This is a genomic window from Acidimangrovimonas pyrenivorans, assembly GCF_042643245.1.
In the GTDB taxonomy this organism is placed as follows: domain Bacteria; phylum Pseudomonadota; class Alphaproteobacteria; order Rhodobacterales; family Rhodobacteraceae; genus Acidimangrovimonas; species Acidimangrovimonas pyrenivorans.
In genome coordinates, this window is sequence record NZ_JBHRSK010000011.1 from 14580 (window position 1) to 31994 (window position 17415).

The following is a 17415-nucleotide window of genomic DNA, read 5'->3' on the forward strand; positions in this document are numbered from 1 at the left end:
TCAGGCCCCTTCGTAATTCACGGCGACACGGCGGCCCTCGGCCGCGGCCGTGCGCACCGCATCGGCGACGGCGAGCGACTTGACCCCGTCCCAGCCATCGGCGGCCGGACGGCCCTGCCCGGCGGCGGCGGCAACGAACCGGGCGACGCCGCGGGCGTAGAGATCGTGGGCGTCGAACGGCACCGCTTCGCGCCCGGCCCCGGTGACCAGCTCGACCTCGCCCAGCGGGCGCTGGGTCATCACCCCGCGGGCGAAGATCGAGCCCTCGGTGCCGTGGGCCTCGATGCCGGAGCCGGCGAAGCGGTGGGTGAAGCTCTCATGGGCGAAGACCATCGCGCCGGAGGGCATGGTCCAGACCGACATCACCGAATCCTCGACCCCCTCGCCCAGCCCCGAGGCGCCGGCGATGGCGGTGACTTCGGCCGGATCCTCGCCGAGGTGGAAGCGCACGGTGTCGGCGTCGTGGACGGTGATGTCGGGGATCACCCCGCCGCCGGCCGCCGCGTCGTTGATGCGCCAGCCCTGCAGGTGGGGCGGCAGGTAGACGGCGTGATGGACGCGCAGCGACAGCACCCGGCCGATACGACCCGAGGCGATCAGGTCGCGGATCGCCAGATGGCTGCCGGCATTGCGCAGGTGGTGGTTGGTGGCGAAGGTGACCCCCGCCGCCTCGGCCGCCTGCACCATCTCGCGGGCATCGGCGACGGTCATGGCGAGGGGTTTCTCGCACAGCACGTGCTTGCCGGCGGCGATGGCGGCCAGCGCCTGCGCCCTGTGCTTCTCGTTGGTCGAGGAAATGTAGACGCTGTCGATGGCCGGATCGGCCAGCATCGCCTCAAGATCGGTGCCGTGACTGGCGATGCCGTGCTCGGCCGCGTAACCGGCGGCATGATCGGCCGAGCCGCTGACGACCCAGCTCACCTGCCCCGCGGAGACCGAGCGGAAGGCCGCAATCATGTGCTGTGCCGCAATGGTGCTTGCGCCTATCAGGCCCCAGTTCATGTACCCCTCCCGAATCTCAGTTTAGATCGTTCCAAATCTACTATTGGAACATTCCAAATAGGTCAATACCTGCATTCGGCGTGATTTCTGGGAAGTTTTGTCGCGACGGGCCCGAGCCCGCCCAATAGGGCAACGCACAACGCCGGGCACAAGCCCGGCGCTCTCACTTGTCCGTGATGCCTCGGGAGGTCAGCCGTTGTCGCCGCGCAGCGCGCGCCTGGCGACTTCGCAGTAATACTGCACGCCGACCGGCAGGATCTCGTCGTTGAAGACATAGTTCGGGCTGTGCAGGTTGCGCCCGCCCTCGGCGCTGCCATTGCCCAGCCAGATATAGCTGCCCGGCTTCTGCTCGAGCATGAAGGCGAAATCCTCGGCCGCCATGCTCGGGGTCAGGCCGCCCTCGACCGTGCCCGCGCCGGCGACGGCCTCGGCGGCCGAGCGGGCCAGCGCGGTGGCGGCAGCGGTGTTGATCGTCGCCGGGTAGCGGCGCTGGTAGTCGAAGGCGGCGCTGGCGTGATAGGCGGCGGCGATATGTTCGGCGCGGTGGCCCATCTCGGCCTCGCAGAGGTCGCGGGTCTCGGGCCGCAGGGTCCGGACGGTGCCGCGGATCACCAACTGCTCGGGGATGACGTTCAGCGTGTCGCCGGCATGGATCTGGGTGATGCTGATGACGGCGGCGTCGGTCGGCTCGACCGAGCGGCTGACGATGTTCTGCCAGGCGGTCTGGACCTGTGCCGCCACGGTGATCGGGTCGATGCCCTGATGCGGCATGGCGGCGTGGGCGCCCTTGCCGGTCAGGCGCAGCTCGAACGTGTCGAGCGCCGCCATCACCGGGCCGTCGCGCAGGGCGAATTGCCCCGCCGGCAGGCCGGGCCAGTTGTGCAGCCCGAAAACCTGGTCGACCGGGAAACGCTCGAACAGCCCCTCCTCGACCATCACCCGCGCGCCGCCCTCGTTCTCCTCGGCCGGCTGGAAGATGAAGACCACGGTGCCGTCGCCCGGCGGGTTGGCCGCCATGTGGCGGGCGGCGCCCAGCAGCATCGTGGTGTGACCGTCATGGCCGCAGGCATGCATCTTGCCGGGGATCTGCGAAGCGTAGTCGAGCCCGGTCGTCTCGGTGACGTCGAGCGCGTCGATATCGGCGCGCAGCCCGACCGACCGCCCCGCGCCGTTGCGCAACACGCCGACAACGCCGGTGCCACCGCCCAGCCCCTCGTGCACCTCCAGCCCCATCGCCTTCATCTCGCGGGCGATGAAGGCGGCGGTGCGGTGTTCCTGGAAGGCGGTTTCGGGATGGGCGTGCAGATCGTGCCGCCACCCGATCAGTTGCGATTGCATGGCGAGGATGGCGTCGTCGATCTGCATGTTGGTCACCCGAAACAATAGGCCGCGAGGAGACCGAGGGCGAAGCCGGAGATCAGCCAGGCCACCCGGTCGATGAGGGGAATATGCCCGCCGTGAGCGGCAATGGCCACCCGGGCTGCGCCCGCGGTCGGAGCAGCCCCAGCCGGAGCCGCCGCTGCCGGCGCCTCGCCGGTCAGCACCTTGGCGAAGCCGGCGAAGAAATCGTCCGCCGTCTTGCGCGCCACGCCCTGGATCAGCCGGCCGCCGACGCTGGCCAGCTTGCCGCCGATATCGACATCGGCCTCGTAGCGCAGCCGGGTGCCGCTGCCCTCGGGCGCCAGCGTGATCCGCGCCGCGCCCTTGGCGAAGCCGGCCGGGCCGCCCTGGCCACGGCCGCGCAGGGTGTAGGAGGTGGGCGGATCGAGGTCCGCCAGCTCGACCTTGCCCTTGAAGGTCGCCGAAACCGGCCCGACCCGCGCCGTCACCGAGGCGGTGAACTCGTTGTCGCCGGTGCGCTCCATCGCGCTGCAGCCGGGGATCGAGCGACGCAGCACCTCGGGGTCGTTGAGCCCTTCCCAGACCTTTTCGGGCGCGGCCGGAACCAGGTAGTCGCCCTCGAAGCGCATCAGGCCGCCTCCCCCGTCGCGGTCAGCCCGCAATAGACGCGGAACAGCGCCTGGGTGCCTTCCTCGCCGTAGCCGCCGTCGACCAGCTTCTGGTACAGGCTGCGGGCCAGCGCCAGGCCCGGCAGGTCGAGCCCCATGCGCTCGGCCTCGGATAGCGCGATCGACATGTCCTTGACGAAATGGTGGACGAAGAAGCCCGGCGCGTAATCGCGCGCGGCGATCTTCGGGCCGAGGCCATTGAGCAGGAACGACGCCGCCGCGCCGGTGCCGACGACCTCGATCACCTTGGCCGGATCCAGCCCCGCCGCCTCGGCATAGGACAGGCTTTCCGAGACCGCGAGCATGGTCGAGGCGATGGCGATCTGGTTCGCCATCTTGGTGTGCTGGCCGGCGCCGGCCGGGCCCATCAGCGCGATCCGCGCGCCCATCGTCTCGAAGACCGGCAGCACGCTGTCGAAGGTCTCGGCCGCACCGCCGACCATGATCGCCAGCTTGCCGTCGCGCGCGCCGATATCGCCGCCCGAGACCGGCGCGTCGAGCGCGGCCAGCCCCTTCCCGGCCGCCGCCGCGGCGATGCGCTGGGCCAGCTCGGGGCTGGACGTGGTCATGTCGACCAACACGGTGCCCGGCCTGGCGTTGGCGATGATGCCATTGTCGCCGAAATAGACCTCTTCGACATCTGCCGGGTAGCCGACGATGGTGATGACGACGTCGCAGGCGGCGGCCAGCGCGCCCGGGTTCTCGGCCAGCACGGCGCCCTGCTCGACCAGCGGCGCGGCCTTGGCGGCGGTGCGGTTGTAGACCTGCAGCGGGTAGCCGGCGGCGAGGATGTGGCCGGCCATGTGCCGCCCCATGATGCCGAGGCCGATGAAGCCGATGGTGCTCTTGGCGGTCATTGGTCGCTGTCCTTTACTTGGTGTTCGGTGTCTTGCCGCGCAGGGCGGCGCGCAGGGATTGCGGGCTGATCGGCATCTGCTCGACCACCACGCCGAAGGGCGAAAGCGCGTCGCTGACGGCGCTGGCGATGACGCCGATCGCCCCCATCACCCCGCCTTCCGACATCCCCTTGATGCCCGCCGGGGTGGTCCGGTTGGGCGTGTTCATGGCGACGATCTCGAGGTTCGGCAGCTCGCAGGCGGTCGCCACCATGTAATCGGCCAGCGTCGCGGTCAGGTTCTGCCCGGTCTCGTCATAGACCACCTGCTCCAGCAGCGCGCCGCTCAGCCCCATCGCCACCGCGCCCTGCTGCTGGCCGCGCACCACCACCGGGTTGAGCACGGTGCCGCAATCCTCGGCGACGACATAGCGGTCGATCCGCACCCGGCCGGTGGCAACGTCCACCTCGACCTCGCAGGCATGGGTGGCGTTGGAATAGGTCATCGGCGGCGGGTCGTAGGCCAGCGAGACGTCGAGCCCCGGCGTCATCCCCTCGGGCAGCGCCGTCGGGTCGAGATAGGCGCGGCGGGCGACGTCCGGAAGCGTGAGGCCAGTCGCCTGCCAGACGCCTTCCAGCTGACGCTCGACCCGGCCGTTCCTCAGCCGCAGGCCCTGCGGGTCGTTGAGGTTGAGCATGCCGGCGGCGATGGCCAGCACCTTCTCCTGCGCCTTCCGGGCGCAGAGGTAGAGCGTGCCGCCCCCCGCCGTCGCCCCGCGGCCGCCGCGGCTGCCCATGCCGTAGGGCGCGATGTCGGTATGGCCCATGTGCAGCCGCACGTCCTCGGGCGTCACGCCGAGCCCGTCGGCCACCGCCTGCGACAGCGGCGACTCGTAGCCCTGGCCGGTGCCCATCAGCCCGACCGAGGCGTTGACCGCCCCGCTCGGCTCGATCCGCACCCAGGCGGCCTCGTGGCCCGAGCCGGGAATGCCGGCGGCCTTGTAGAAGCCCGAACCGTAGGTGGTCGATTCGACCACGGTGGAGATGCCGAGGCCGAGATAGCGGCCCTTGGCGCGCGCCTCTTCCTGCCGGGCGCGGAAATCCGCGACATCCATCGCCGCCGCCGCGCCTTCCAGCGTCTCCAGCGGGGTGATGTCGGCCAGCACCTCGCCGGTCGGCATGGTGTGGGGCAGGTCGGCCTGCGTCAGGGCGTTGACCCGGCGGACGTCGAGCGGGTCGAGGCCCAGCTCGCGGGCGACGGCCTCGATGGTGCCATCCATCACCCAGCTGGTAATCGCCATCGGCGCCCGCATCGGGCCGTTGCCGCATTTGTTGGTCAGGGCGACCTTCACCTCGAAGGCGTAATCGGCGATCCGGTAGGGCCCGGTCAGGATCATCGCCACCACCCGCGCCATGTAGTTGGCGGGGTAGAAGCAATAGGCGCCGAAATCCTCGGTCAGGTCGAGCTCCAGCCCGAGGATGCGGCCGTCGGCATCCACCGAGGCCCGCGTCGCGCAATGGTATTCGCGGGCATGGCTGGCGGCGGTCAGGTTCTCCATCCGGTCCTCGCGCCAGCGCACCGGGCGGCAGAGATGGCGCGATAGGGCGGCGACGGTCAGTTCCTCGCGGTAGAGCGCGATCTTCTGGCCGAATCCGCCGCCGACATCGGGGCTGATCACCGTCACCTGGCTCTCGGCCAGCCGCAGCCGCGCGGCCAGCTGGCTGCGCAGCGGATGCGGCACCTGGTTGCCGATCTGCATCGTCAGATGTTCGCGGCCGGCGTCCCAGTCGGCAAGGCAGCCGCGGGTTTCCAGCGGCACATGGGTATGTCGGTGCAGGTTGAACCGCGCCTCGACCACGCGATGCGCTTCCTGCCGCCGCCGGGCAACGTCGCCGGCGCTGAAGCTCTGCTGCGAGACGAGGTTCGAGCTCAGATCGTCGTCGACCAAGGGCGCGCCCTCGGCCAGCGCCGAGGCAGTGTCGGCGACGGCGGGCAAAACGTCATACTCGACCTCGACCAGTTCGGCGGCGTCCTCGGCGACATAACGGTCCTCGGCCACGACACAGGCGACAAGGTCGCCATGGAAGCGCACCGTGTCGACCGGCAACGTCGTCATCTCGACCGGCTGCAGCCCCTCGATCGGCGGCGCCAGGCGCAGGTTTGTCGTCCATTCCGCCAGATCGCGGCCGGTATAGACACCGGTGACGCCGGGCAGCGCGCGCGCCGCCTCGGTATCGATCGAGACGATCCGGGCATGGGCATGCGGCGAGCGGACGAAGCAGACATGCAGCGCCCCCGCCACCACGATGTCGTCGAGGTAGCGACCGCGGCCGGTCAGCAGCCGGCGGTCCTCCTTGCGCGGCAGCGGCCGGCCGATATGGGTGAAGCTCTCGCTCATGCCGCCCCCTCCCCGCGCATCGCGGCCGCGGCCTTGAGGATGGCGGCGACGATGTTCTGGTAGCCGGTGCAGCGGCACAGGTTGCCCGACAGCACGTCGCGGACCTCGGCCTCGGTCGGGTCCGGGTTCTCCTTCAGATAGGCCTCGAAGGTGACCAGGATGCCCGGGGTGCAGAAGCCGCATTGCAGCCCGTGCTCCTCGTGCAGCGCCTGTTGCAGCGGCGACAGCTCGGGGCCCTGCCCGACCGCCTCGATGGTGGTGACCTCGTGGCCCTCCATCTGCACCGCGTAGGTCAGGCAGGAGCGCGCCGGGGCACCGTCGATCATCACCGTGCAGGCGCCGCAGACGCCGTGTTCGCAGCCGACATGGGTGCCGGTGAGCAAGAGGTCCTCGCGCAGCACGTCCGACAGCAGCCGCTGCGGCCGGACGCGAAGCTCGTGCGTGGTGCCGTTGACGGTCAGGCTGACCGCGATCTTGCCGTCGCTCATGCCGCCACCGCCGTCTTTGCCGAAGTGAAGGCCGCGGCCAGCGCGTCGGCGGCCAGCGACCGCACCAGCTCGCGCCGGAACTCGGCCGGGATCAGCGGATCGTCCTCGGGCGCGACGGCCCGGGCGACGGCCTCGGCGGTGGCGCAGACCCAGTTGCGGTCGGGCCGCGTGCCGGGCACCGAGCGCTCGATCTCGGGCAGCCGCAGCGGCACCGCGCCGACGCCGCCGATCCCCAGTTGCAGCCGGTCGATCCGGCCGCCGCCGTCCAGCACCAGCATGGCGGCGACGCTGGCGATGGCGAAGTCGCCGTGGCGGCGGCTGAACAGCTCGAAGCCCCAGCCGGCACCGGCCGGGGGAACGGGGAAGCGCAGCGCCGTCACCATCTCGTCCGCGGCCAGGTCGACGGTCATGATCGATTGCAGGAACCCGGAGGCCGGCAAGACCCGCTGCCCCCGGACCGAGCGGATCACCACCTCGGCGCCGGTTGTCACCGCCACCAGCGGTAGTTGCGCCGCCGGATCGGCATGGACGACGCTGCCGCCCAGCGTGCCGCGCTGGCGGATCGCGTAATGGCCGATCGAGCGCGCGGCATGGCCGAGCAGCGGCAGCGTCGCCGCGATCTCGGGCGCATGGGCCAGCCGGTGATGGCGGGTCAGCGCGCCGATCTCGAGCATGGCGCCGTCGCGGCGGATGTAGTCGAGCTCGATCAGGTCGTTGAGATCGACGACATGGGCCGGCCGCGCCAGCCGCATGTTCAGCATCGGCCCGAGGCTCTGGCCGCCCGCCAGCGGCTTGGCCTCCGCGCGGTACTGGTCAAGCAGGCCGAGCGCCGCGTCGAGCGTGGCCGGCCGGTGATAGCTAAAGGGGGCTGGTTTCATGCGTCCCGCCTCAGGCGACCAGCGAGGCGCCGGTCTCGGCGTCGAACAGGTGCAGCCGGTTGAGGTCGACTGTCAGCGAGACGTTGTCGCCGTTGCGGTGCCGCAGGTCCTTGCCGACGCGGAAGAACAGCTCGTCGCCGCCCAGCTGCATGCCGAGATACTGGTCCGAGCCGACCGGCAGCACCGAATTGACCGTGCCGTGCAGCACCTGGCCCTCGGAGCCCTCGCCAAGCTCGCTGACATCCTCGGCGCGGATGCCCAGCCGGACCGAGCGGCGCCCGGCGGCGGCCACCTTCCGCGCCGTCTCCTCGGGCAGGCGCAGCATCCCCTCGCGGTGGCGGAACAGTGCCTCGGCCGGGCCGGAGACCTCGATTTCGCCGTCGATATAGTTGATCGGCGGGCTGCCGAGGAAGGAGGCGACGAAGGTGTTGGCGGGCCGCTCGTAGATGTCGTCGGGGGTGCCGATCTGCTGCACCACGCCGTCGCGCATCACCACGATGCGGTCGGCCAGGGTCAGCGCTTCGGCCTGGTCGTGGGTGACGTAGACGAAGGTGGTCTGCATCGCCTGGTGCAGCTGCTTGATCTCGGCCCGCATCGAGATCCGCAGCGCGGCGTCGAGGTTCGACAGCGGCTCGTCCATCAGGAACACCGCCGGATCGCGCACCATCGCCCGGCCCAGCGCCACCCGCTGGCGCTGGCCGCCCGACAATTGCCCCGGCCGGCGGTCGAGCAGGTGCTCGATCTCGAGCCGCCGGGCGGCGTCGCGCACCCGGCGCTCGATCTCGGGCTTGGGCTGCTTGCGCATGTGCAGGCCGAAGGCGATGTTGTCGAACACCGTCTTGTGCGGGTAGAGCGCGTAGCTCTGGAACACCATCGCCACGTCGCGCTTGTGCGGCGGCATGTAGTTGACCATCTGGTCGTCGAACATCAGCGCGCCGTCGCTGACCTCTTCCAGCCCGGCGATCATGTTCAGCGTCGTCGACTTGCCGCAGCCCGACGGGCCCAGCAGGACGATGAATTCCTTGTGCTGGATGTCCAGGTTCAGGTCCTTCACCGCGTGGAACCCGTTGCTGTATTTCTTGTTGACGTTCTCGAAACGGATGCGGGCCAAGGGGCTTCTCCTTTGTCAGCCTTTGACGGCGCCGGCGGTCAGGCCGGAAACGATGTAGCGTTCGAAGACGATGGCGACGATCACCGGCGGCACGATCGCCAGCACCCCGGCCGCGTTCAGGAACGAGAAGCTGACCGTGAAGTCCGAGGTGAAGGCCGCCAACAGGATCGGCAACGTCTGCGAGGCCGAGGTCTGGGTGAACATCAGCGCCAGCAGGAACTCGTTCCAGCTGGTCAGGAAGGTGAACAGCACCACCGCCACCAGCGACGGCAGCGACAACGGCAGGAACACCCGGATCAGCGCCTGGAAGCGCGAGCAGCCGTCGACGCGGGCCGCCTTGTCGAGCTCGTCCGGCAGGCCCTCGAAATACTGCACCAGGATGAAGACGGTGAAGGGCACGGTGACGGCGAGATAGGTGATGACCAGCGAGGAGATCGTGTCGAGCAGGCCCAGCTTGCGGATCACCAGGAAGAACGGCACCACCAGCGCGATATCGGGGATCACCCGGGTGATGAGGATGAAGTAGACCGAGGCATCGCGGCCCCAGAACCGGATCTTGGCCATGGCATAGGCCGCCGGCACCCCGACCAGCAGGTTGAGGATCACCACCAGCGTCGCCACCAGCACGCTGTTCCACATCGCCTTGGGCAGGTCCTTGGCGGTCGAGGGGATGAAGCCCCCCGCCGCCGGGTCGGTGCCGCTGCGGGTCTCGTAGGTGACTTCCTTGTCCCCGGTCGCGCCGAAGATGGCGTCGAAATTGTGCAGCGTCGGCTTGTCGGGGATCCAGTGCGGCGGGACCGAGACGATCTCGGCCTCGGTCTGGAAGGCCGAGGAGACCAGCCAGGAGACCGGCGCCAGCACGTAGATCGCCAGCACGATCGCGCTGACGAAGATCACCAGCCGCTGGGCCAGCCGGCCCATGATCTGGCGCCGGCGGTAGTCGACGGCGGGTGCGGACGGCGGAGCGGGGAATGCTTGATCGGACATCTCAGACCTTCCGTCCCAGGGTGCGGATGAAGAGGTAGGACAAGGCGAAGGTGACCAGCGCCAGCACGTAGGACATCGCCGCGCCCGAGCCGAAGGACAGGCTGCGGAAGGTCTCGACATAGATATGCCAGGACAGCACGTGGCTGGCGTCGCCGGGTCCGCCCTCGGTGAGGATGAAGAACAGGTCGAAATGGCGGATCGCCATCATCGTCTCGTAGATCATCACCAGCAGGAAGCCGGGCTTCATCGACGGCAGCGTGACATGGACGAAGCGTTGCCAGACAGTGGCGCCGTCGACCCGCGCGGCCTGGTAGAGGTCGGCCGGGATCGATTTCAGCGTCACCAGCAGCAGGATGGTGGCCAGCGGCACCTCCTTCCAGACGAAGGCATTGGCGATCAGCATCAGCGTCTTGTCCTGGTCGCCGAGCCAGATCATGTACTTGTCGATGAAGTCGAGCTGGTAGAGCAGCCCGTTCAGCGCGCCGTAGCCGGAATCGTAGATCCATTTCCACATCAGCGCGTTGGCGACATACGGGATCGCCCAGGGCACCAGGATGATGGTGCTGAGGATGCGCCGGCCGCGGAAGTTCTGGTTCAGCAGCAATGACACCAGCAGCGCGATCACCGCGATCGCCGAAACCGAGACCACGGCGAAGACCACCGTGCGCAGGACCGAGGTCCAGAACAGGTCATTGGTCAACAGGTCGGTGTAATTGTCGAACCAGACGAAGGGCTGCCGGTTGGGCCGGGTCAGCTTGATCCGGAAGAAGCTGAGATAGAAGGAATAGAGCACCGGGAAGACGGCGACCGCCATCAGCACCGTCATCACCGGCGCGATCAGCAGCAGCGCGCTGCGTTCCTCGTATCCGAACCGTTGCCACAAGGTGCGCCGGTGCGGCCCGGTCGTGCCTGCCATATACGCCAAGGATGTTCCCGCCTTCCAGAATGCCCAGCCCGCTCGGGGCGAAAAAGGAAATGCCGGCGCGGAGGGAGCGTCCGCGCCGGCACTCGGGACTTAGTAGCTGTCTTTCAGCTCGTCCCAGGTTTCCGCCGCCTTGCCGAGAGCGGCGGAAACATCCGCATTGCCGAGGATCGCCGACTGCCAGGCGGCGCCGTTGGTCTCGTTCCATTCGCCGAACCAGGGCGTGACGACGTCCTTCTTCTGCGCCAGCGCCTGCTGCGCCTTGATGATCTCGACATCGCCGTACTTGCCGTAGGCGGCCTGGATCTCGGGATCGTCGAACAGCGGCTTGACGCCGAAGCCCGCGCCGATGTCGAGGAACAAGAGCTTCTGGAACTTGTATGCGCCGTCCGCCTTGCCGCCGAACCACTCGATCAGCTTGGCGGTGTTCTCGGCGCGCTGCTTGTCCTTGGCAGCCTGGGCCGACATGCCGTGGAAGCGCATCCAGCCGACGGTGGCATGATCGCCCTTCGGCCCCTTCGGCATCAGCGCCTGCTTGACGTTGCCGGCGATCTGCGACTGGGCCGGATCGTTCAGCATCCGCAGCCGGTACTTGGCGACCATGGCGAAGGCGTGGTTGCCCGAGGCGAAGGCCTTGAGGCCCGACAGCTCGCCGGTCTCGACGCAGCCGGGCGAGACGATCTTGTGCTTGCTGACCGCGTCGACGACCCATTGCAGCGCCTCGACCGCGCCGCCGTCTGCGTTCTGCATGATCGCCTTGCCGCCCTCGTCGGTGAAGCGGCCGCCATGCGAGTAGACCAGCGCCGACATGAACTCGATCAGCCAGCTTTCCTGCGCCATCGCCAGCATCATCGGGTAGTCCGAGATGCCCTTCTCCTTCATCGCCAGCGACTGCTCGACGACCTCTTCCCAGGTGCTGGGCGGGGCGTCGAAGCCGGCGGCCTTCACCTTCTCCTCGTCATAGAGGAAGGCCATGAAGTCGGTGTAGTAGGTCAGGCCGTACTGACGCCCGTTATAGGTCATCGAGTCGGTGCAGAACTTCTCGGCCTCGGCATTGTATTTCATCAGCGAGTCGAACCCGTCGACCGGGGCGATCCAGCCGGCCTCGGCCCATTCCGGCAGCCAGGAATCCGAGACCCACATCATGTCGAGCGGCGCGCCGCCGACGAATTTCGCCACCATGCCCTCGCGATACTGGGCCCAGGGCGCGTTGCCGTAGTTGACCGGAATCCCGGTCTCCTTGGTGAAGGCGCTCAGGTGGCTCTGCACCGTGTCGACCGCGGCCGACCAGGTCTGCATGTTGATCGCACCGCTTTGCGCCAGGGCCATCCGTGCCGGCACCAGCGAAAGCGCGCCCGCCGCGGCCGAGCCGCGCAGGAAGTCGCGCCGCCCGAGGTGATATTTGCCGTTCGACATCCCGATTATCCTCTCCGTTGGTCGATCCTGTCTTCTGTTTTTGCCGGGCAGCCCCGCCCGGCGGACAAGACCGCTGACAGTGCGACGGTAACGGCGAGTTTATTTGTCGTCAACTGACGACTTGTTACATGCGGCAAATGCGCAGAAACGCTGAAATCCCAAGCAGGATGGCGGCCCGGACGCCCACCGCCTGAGCACAGTCCGCAGCGGCAGGAGCTCAGTCGGCAGCGATGTAGGGGGCGAGCATGGCGTCGAATCCGGCCAGGAACATGCGCACATGCATCTCGACCACCCGCTCCTCCGGCAGGGTATGGCTGGCGCGGTAGAGATGGCGGCGGATGGCGTAGTGCGAGATCGCGCCATGCAGGGTCCAGCCCATCTCGTGCAGCGCCGGCTTGTCGTCGGGCAGGATCACGCCGCGCTCATGCGCGGCCTCGGACATGATCAGCTCGAGCAGCTGGGTGATGATGCTCGAAATGTAGTCCGGCGCCATCGCGGATTCCGACAGCGAGGCATACATGAACAATCTCAACCACTTGCGGCTGAGCGTGTTGCGCAGGTAATCGGTGTAGAAGACCGTCAGGCGCTCTTCCACGCTGCGGCTGCGATCGCCCAGCTCGGCGAACCAGACACCCTTGAAGGCCCCCAGGATCTCCTCGCGATAGACCTCGGCCAGCAGGTCCTCCTTGGTCGGGAAGAAACGGTAGAGCAGGCGCTGCGAGATGCCGCATTCCTCGGCCAGGCGGCGGGTCTGGGCGGTCAGGCCGTAATCGGCGAAGAACTCCGAGGCGGTGGCGAGAATCTGCGCCCGGCGCTCGGCATGCGGCATCCGCGACGGGGTGCCGCCCCGCTCCTTCTCCGCCGCCGCGGCCCTCTTCGACCCGCGCAACGCGTCCGATTTCGCCTTCATTCCGTCCACCTTTCCCCGGGCCCGCCCGCTTCGTCCGCCGCAGCCGGGCCACGCAAATAGACACCATAGGGCAGGCAATGGGAAGGCGCGAGCCATTTTTGTCGTCATCCGACGACTTCCTGTTGCCGAGTAACGGCGTCGTGACTACGATCCACCGCAACCCCGCGCCCGGCGCAGGGTGTTTCCACAGCACGCAATGGACAGTGAGACCCCATGATCTTCGAAAAACGGACCTACCGCGTCTCCGCCGGCAAGGCGGCGGAATTCCTCAAGCTCTACGAGGCCGAGGGGCTTGGCATCATCACCAAATACGCCCGGCTGGTCGGCTGCTGGACGACCGAGAGCGGGCCGCTGAACTCGATCGTCTTCCTCTGGGGCTACGACTCCTTCGCCCACCGCTGCGAACAGCGGGCGAAGCTGGGCGCCGATGCCGACTGGCAGGGCTTCGTGCCCAAGATCCTGCCCTACCTGGAATACCAGGAAAGCGTCTTCCTGACCCCGGCGGCCTTCTCGCCGATCAAGTAGGGCGCATGGCGCGACCGGATGTGCGACCCGGTCGCGCCCGTCGTCAGGCCGCCGGCCGCACCAGCCGCTCGCCCACCGTCGCCTCGGCGATGTCGTTGGGGCTGAGGTCGGCCTCGGCGGCGCGGGTCAGGATGCGGTCGAGCGTCGTCTCCACCGCCGCCAGCTTCTGGTCGACATAGCCGGCGCGGTCCGAGATGCGCAGGATCTCGGTCGCGACGTTGATGATGCCGCCGGCATTGGCGACGAAATCCGGGGCATAGAGGATGCCGCGGGCGTGCAGCCGGGCCCCGTCCGCCGCCGTCGCCAGCTGGTTGTTGGCGCCGCCGGCCACCGCGGCGACGCGCAGCTCCGGGATCGTCTTCTCGTTCAGGATCGCGCCGATGGCGCAGGGAGCGAGGATATCGGCCTCGACGGCCAGGATCGCCTCGGGCGCCACCGCCTCGGCGCCGAAGGCCTCGCGCGCCGCCGTCACCCGGGCGGCGTCCGTATCGGCCACCACCAGCCGGGCGCCGGCCTCGTGCAGCATCCGCGCCAGATGGACGCCGACATGGCCCAATCCTTGCAGCGACACGGTCCGGCCGGTCAGGTCGTCCGAGCCGAAGCGATGCCTTGCGGTGATCCGGATCGCCGAGAAAATCCCGCGCGCGGTGATCGGCGAGGGATCGCCGCTGGCATATTCCCCATGGGGAAGGCCGGCGACATAGGCGGTTTCGCCCGCCACCACGGCCATGTCCTCGGGCGACATGCCCATGTCCTCGGCGGTCCAGTAGCGGCCGCCGAGGCTGTCGATCGCCCGGCCGAAGGCGGCCAGCATCTCGGGGCTCTTCCGGGCCGGGTCGCCCAGGATCACCGACTTGCCACCGCCCAGCGGCAGGTCGGCCGCCGCGTTCTTGTAGCTCATGCCGCGCGACAGCCGCAGCGCGTCCTCCAGCGCCGCCGCCTCGTCGGCATAGGGCCGCATCCGCAGCCCGCCCGCCGCCGGCCCCAGCGCCGTGGAATGGACCGCGACAAAGCCGGTCAGCCCGACCGACGGCTCCTCGACCCGGACGACGGTCTCGTGCTCCGGCGCCATTACTTCCGTGATTTTCATCTGCGCATCTCCCTGCAATTCGCGCGTTGCTCCTCCCGCCGGGAAATTCGCACGGCCGGGCGAGGCAAACTCGCCAAACTTGCCTAATGAAAGCAGCCCATATAGCGTGACTGGCTAAAATCCGTGACTGAAATAGAGAAAATACCCATGGACGCCATAGACCGCAGAATCGTCGCCGCGCTTCAGCGCGACGGGCGCATCGCCAATACCGAGCTGGCCGAGCGGGTCGGCCTCTCTCCCACCCCCTGCGCAAGGCGGGTGGCCCGGCTGGAGGCCGAGGGCGTCATCACCGGCTACGGCGCCCGGATCGACCCGGTGAAGCTGGGCCTGCCGGTCTCGATCTTCGTCTCGGTCGAGCTGGAGCGGCAGGACCGCAGCGCCATCACCGCCTTCGAGAAGGCGGTCAGCACCTTCGCCGAGGTGATGGAATGCTACCTGATGACCGGCTCGCGCGATGTGCTGCTGCGGGTGGTGGCGGCGGATCTGACCGCCTTCGACCATTTCCTCGAGGACCGGCTGATGCAGGTGCCCGGCATCCGCAACATCCGCTCGAACTTCGCCCTGCGCACCATGCTGCAGCGCCAGGTGCTGCCGGATCACCCGGGCGGGACCTGACGTCGCGCCGGCAGGCGGGGGCGCAGTTGACAGCCCCGGGAGCGCGCTGAATGATCCGCCCGGAGGAGACGGGAGGACATTCACGACATGGCGAAGGACCAAAGCGCGGCCTGGCAGCCGCCGGCCGATCTGGCCGCGAACAGCAAGATGGCGGCGTTCATCGACTGGCTGCGCGAGACGCGCGGGCGCACGTTCCCCGGCTATGCCGCGCTGTGGGACTGGTCGGTGAACGACCCGGATGCCTTCTGGCAGGCGCTTTGGGACTATTACGACATCCGGTCCCCCAGCCCGCACAGCGCCGTGCTGGCCAAGGCCGAGATGCCCGGCGCGGTCTGGTTCCCCGGCGCCCGGGTCAACTATGCCGCGCAGGTGATGCGCCATGTCCGCCCCGGCCGCTGCGCCATCCGCCACCAGGCCGAGGACGGCACCCTGACCGACTTGAGCTGGGAGGCGTTGCAGGCCCGCGTCGCCAGCCTTGCCGCCCGGCTGCGGGCGATGGGGATCGCTCAGGGTGACCGCGTCACCGGCTATCTGCCGAACACGCCCGACACCATCGTCGCCTTCCTGGCCACGGCCAGCCTGGGGGCGATCTGGTCGCTCTGCGCCCCGGACATGGGCGCGCCGACGGTGCTGGAACGCTTCCGCCAGATCGCGCCGAAGGCGATCTTCACCGCCTCGGGCTATGCCTTCAACGGCAAGCACTATGACCGCAGCGGCGAGGTGCAGGCGCTGCTCGACGGGCTGGAGACGCTCGAGCACTGGATCACGCTGGACGCGGCCGAGGGCGTGACGCCCGGCACGGTCGCCCGCCACGACTGGGCCGGGCTGATCGGCGACGACGTCGCCTTCGAGGCGCCGCCGGTGCCCTTCGACCATCCGCTCTGGGTGGTCTATTCCTCGGGCACCACCGGCAGCCCGAAGCCGATCGTCCACGGCCATGGCGGCATCATCCTGGAGAACCTCAAGCTTCTGAACCTGCATGTCGATGTCGGGCCCGAGGACGTCTATTGCTGGTTCACCTCGACCGGCTGGATCATGTGGAACGCGCAGGTCGGCGGGCTGCTGACGGGCGCGACCGTGGCGCTGGCCGAGGGCGCGCCGAACTATCCCGATGCCGGCCGGCTGTGGCGCTTCATCGAGCAAGCCGGGGTCACCGCCTTCGGCGCCGGCGCGGCGTGGTATGCCGGCGGCATGAAACTCGGGGTCTCGCCGCACAAGGAGGCCGACCTGAGCCGGCTGCGGATGCTGGGCTCGACCGGCTCGCCGCTGTCGCCCGAGGCCTATGAGTGGATCTACGCGAACGTCCGCCCCGACATCTGGATCGCGCCGATCGCCGGCGGCACCGATTTCGCCGGCGCCTTCCTGGCCGGCAACCCGATGCTGCCGGTGCGGGTGGGCGAGATGCAGTGCCGCGCGCTCGGCGCCAAGGTCGAGGCCTATGACGACGACGGCAAGCCAGTGATCGGCGAGGTCGGCGAGCTGGTCTGCTCGGCGCCGATGCCGTCGATGCCGCTGTTCTTCTGGGGCGACGAGGGCGGCGAACGGCTGTTCTCGAGCTATTTCGACACCTTCCCCGGCGTCTGGCGCCACGGCGACTGGGTCAAGATCACCGAGGACGGGGCGGCGATCATCTACGGCCGCTCGGACGCCACCATCAACCGCCACGGCGTCCGCATGGGCACCGCCGAGATCTACCGCGTGGTCGAGGACCTGGCCGAGGTCGCCGACAGCCTCGTCGTCGACCTCGAATATCTCGGCCGGCCGTCCTGCATGATCCTGTTCCTCAAGCTGGCCGAGGGGGCCGAGCTCGACGATGCCCTCAAGGCCCGGATCGTGGCCGATCTCAAGGCGCGGGTGTCGCCGCGCCACGTCCCCGACCGGATCGTGATGGCGCCGGAAATTCCCTACACCCTGACCGGCAAGAAGATGGAAGTGCCGATCAAGAAGCGGCTGCTGGGCCACCCGATGGCCAAGGTCGCCACCGCCGACGCGATGGCCAATCCCGGCAGCCTGCCCTGGTATGACGGCTACGCCACGGCCTGGCTGGAGGGCTAGGCGCGGCGCCGGGGGCTGCGCCGCTTGAAGCCGCCACGTCAACCAAGCGGGACGCGAGACGCGCGGCGTCTGCCCGTGGGGAGGCGCGCCAACACCTGATCGGCTCACTTTATGGTGCCATATCCCTTTTCTGCCGAAGGTCAGCGCGCGGCCCCCAAAGCGCCTCCCCGTCA

At 68.8% G+C, this 17415-nt stretch carries 16 protein-coding genes; 3 read left to right on the plus strand and 13 right to left on the minus strand.

Annotation, left to right across the window (positions count from 1 at the left end; genetic code table 11):
• The 12 genes from ACFOES_RS14070 to ACFOES_RS14125 all read right to left on the minus strand — a co-directional run bounded on the left by ACFOES_RS14070 (window position 1) and on the right by ACFOES_RS14125 (window position 12957).
• A complete protein-coding gene (locus ACFOES_RS14070; protein WP_377833938.1) occupies window positions 1-1002 on the minus strand; it encodes a Gfo/Idh/MocA family protein in 1002 nt (333 codons plus the stop codon).
• 189 nt (window positions 1003-1191) lie between these two features.
• Entirely contained in the window at window positions 1192-2367 is a 1176-nt protein-coding gene (locus ACFOES_RS14075; RefSeq protein WP_377833939.1) for a M20 aminoacylase family protein, read from the minus strand.
• Window positions 2368-2372: 5 nt separating this feature from the next.
• Window positions 2373-2972 carry a CoxG family protein gene (locus ACFOES_RS14080; RefSeq protein ID WP_377833940.1) on the minus strand — a complete coding sequence of 200 codons (600 nt, stop codon included), beginning with the start codon at window positions 2970-2972 and terminating at the stop codon, window positions 2373-2375.
• Entirely contained in the window at window positions 2972-3868 is an 897-nt protein-coding gene (locus ACFOES_RS14085) for an NAD(P)-dependent oxidoreductase (protein ID WP_377833941.1), read from the minus strand. Before ACFOES_RS14085 ends, ACFOES_RS14080 begins: the two co-directional genes overlap by 1 nt.
• Before the next feature lie 13 nt (window positions 3869-3881).
• Window positions 3882-6245 carry a xanthine dehydrogenase family protein molybdopterin-binding subunit gene (locus ACFOES_RS14090; protein WP_377833942.1) on the minus strand — a complete coding sequence of 788 codons (2364 nt, stop codon included), beginning with the start codon at window positions 6243-6245 and terminating at the stop codon, window positions 3882-3884.
• The gene (locus tag ACFOES_RS14095; RefSeq protein WP_377833943.1) at window positions 6242-6733 is read right to left on the minus strand and encodes a (2Fe-2S)-binding protein; all 492 of its coding nucleotides are present in this window, start codon (window positions 6731-6733) and stop codon (window positions 6242-6244) included. The genes ACFOES_RS14090 and ACFOES_RS14095 overlap by 4 nt, the downstream gene beginning before the upstream one ends.
• Window positions 6730-7611: an FAD binding domain-containing protein gene (locus ACFOES_RS14100; protein ID WP_377833944.1), complete on the minus strand. Its 882-nt coding sequence runs from the start codon at window positions 7609-7611 to the stop codon at window positions 6730-6732. Before ACFOES_RS14100 ends, ACFOES_RS14095 begins: the two co-directional genes overlap by 4 nt.
• 10 nt (window positions 7612-7621) lie before the next feature.
• Window positions 7622-8722, minus strand: coding sequence for an ABC transporter ATP-binding protein (locus ACFOES_RS14105; RefSeq protein ID WP_377833945.1), 1101 nt, complete (start codon window positions 8720-8722; stop codon window positions 7622-7624).
• Between the two features lie 15 nt (window positions 8723-8737).
• Window positions 8738-9709, minus strand: coding sequence for a carbohydrate ABC transporter permease (locus ACFOES_RS14110; RefSeq protein WP_377833946.1), 972 nt, complete (start codon window positions 9707-9709; stop codon window positions 8738-8740).
• A 1-nt stretch (window position 9710) separates the two neighbouring features.
• Window positions 9711-10625, minus strand: coding sequence for a carbohydrate ABC transporter permease (locus tag ACFOES_RS14115; protein ID WP_377833947.1), 915 nt, complete (start codon window positions 10623-10625; stop codon window positions 9711-9713).
• Between the two features lie 99 nt (window positions 10626-10724).
• Window positions 10725-12047: an extracellular solute-binding protein gene (locus ACFOES_RS14120; protein ID WP_377833948.1), complete on the minus strand. Its 1323-nt coding sequence runs from the start codon at window positions 12045-12047 to the stop codon at window positions 10725-10727.
• A gap of 217 nt (window positions 12048-12264) precedes the next feature.
• Complete coding sequence (locus ACFOES_RS14125) at window positions 12265-12957, minus strand: TetR/AcrR family transcriptional regulator (protein ID WP_377833949.1); 693 nt, start codon at window positions 12955-12957, stop codon at window positions 12265-12267.
• 213 nt (window positions 12958-13170) lie between these two features.
• Here ACFOES_RS14125 and ACFOES_RS14130 point away from each other — a divergent pair, with 213 nt between their 5' ends.
• On the plus strand, window positions 13171-13482 hold the full coding sequence (locus ACFOES_RS14130; protein ID WP_377833950.1) for an NIPSNAP family protein: 312 nt from the start codon (window positions 13171-13173) through the stop codon (window positions 13480-13482).
• Between the two features lie 43 nt (window positions 13483-13525).
• Here ACFOES_RS14130 and ACFOES_RS14135 read toward each other — a convergent pair whose 3' ends face one another.
• Window positions 13526-14572 carry a Glu/Leu/Phe/Val family dehydrogenase gene (locus ACFOES_RS14135; protein WP_377833951.1) on the minus strand — a complete coding sequence of 349 codons (1047 nt, stop codon included), beginning with the start codon at window positions 14570-14572 and terminating at the stop codon, window positions 13526-13528.
• Window positions 14573-14719: 147 nt separating this feature from the next.
• Between ACFOES_RS14135 and ACFOES_RS14140 the strand changes: the two genes are divergently transcribed.
• A complete protein-coding gene (locus ACFOES_RS14140) occupies window positions 14720-15187 on the plus strand; it encodes an Lrp/AsnC family transcriptional regulator (protein ID WP_377833952.1) in 468 nt (155 codons plus the stop codon).
• Window positions 15188-15274: 87 nt separating this feature from the next.
• The gene (locus ACFOES_RS14145) at window positions 15275-17242 is read left to right on the plus strand and encodes an acetoacetate--CoA ligase (protein WP_377833953.1); all 1968 of its coding nucleotides are present in this window, start codon (window positions 15275-15277) and stop codon (window positions 17240-17242) included.
• Window positions 17243-17415 lie beyond the last annotated feature (173 nt).

Coding starts and splice junctions, on each gene's coding strand:
- ACFOES_RS14125 (WP_377833949.1), bottom strand. CDS start 12,957: ATGAAGGCGAAATCGGACGCGTTGCGCGGGTCGAAGAGGGCCGCGGCG.
- ACFOES_RS14070 (WP_377833938.1), bottom strand. CDS start 1,002: ATGAACTGGGGCCTGATAGGCGCAAGCACCATTGCGGCACAGCACATG.
- ACFOES_RS14145 (WP_377833953.1), top strand. CDS start 15,275: ATGGCGAAGGACCAAAGCGCGGCCTGGCAGCCGCCGGCCGATCTGGCC.
- ACFOES_RS14130 (WP_377833950.1), top strand. CDS start 13,171: ATGATCTTCGAAAAACGGACCTACCGCGTCTCCGCCGGCAAGGCGGCG.
- ACFOES_RS14120 (WP_377833948.1), bottom strand. CDS start 12,047: ATGTCGAACGGCAAATATCACCTCGGGCGGCGCGACTTCCTGCGCGGC.
- ACFOES_RS14085 (WP_377833941.1), bottom strand. CDS start 3,868: ATGACCGCCAAGAGCACCATCGGCTTCATCGGCCTCGGCATCATGGGG.
- ACFOES_RS14140 (WP_377833952.1), top strand. CDS start 14,720: ATGGACGCCATAGACCGCAGAATCGTCGCCGCGCTTCAGCGCGACGGG.
- ACFOES_RS14110 (WP_377833946.1), bottom strand. CDS start 9,709: ATGTCCGATCAAGCATTCCCCGCTCCGCCGTCCGCACCCGCCGTCGAC.
- ACFOES_RS14075 (WP_377833939.1), bottom strand. CDS start 2,367: ATGCAGATCGACGACGCCATCCTCGCCATGCAATCGCAACTGATCGGG.
- ACFOES_RS14080 (WP_377833940.1), bottom strand. CDS start 2,972: ATGCGCTTCGAGGGCGACTACCTGGTTCCGGCCGCGCCCGAAAAGGTC.
- ACFOES_RS14100 (WP_377833944.1), bottom strand. CDS start 7,611: ATGAAACCAGCCCCCTTTAGCTATCACCGGCCGGCCACGCTCGACGCG.
- ACFOES_RS14095 (WP_377833943.1), bottom strand. CDS start 6,733: ATGAGCGACGGCAAGATCGCGGTCAGCCTGACCGTCAACGGCACCACG.
- ACFOES_RS14115 (WP_377833947.1), bottom strand. CDS start 10,625: ATGGCAGGCACGACCGGGCCGCACCGGCGCACCTTGTGGCAACGGTTC.
- ACFOES_RS14090 (WP_377833942.1), bottom strand. CDS start 6,245: ATGAGCGAGAGCTTCACCCATATCGGCCGGCCGCTGCCGCGCAAGGAG.
- ACFOES_RS14135 (WP_377833951.1), bottom strand. CDS start 14,572: ATGAAAATCACGGAAGTAATGGCGCCGGAGCACGAGACCGTCGTCCGG.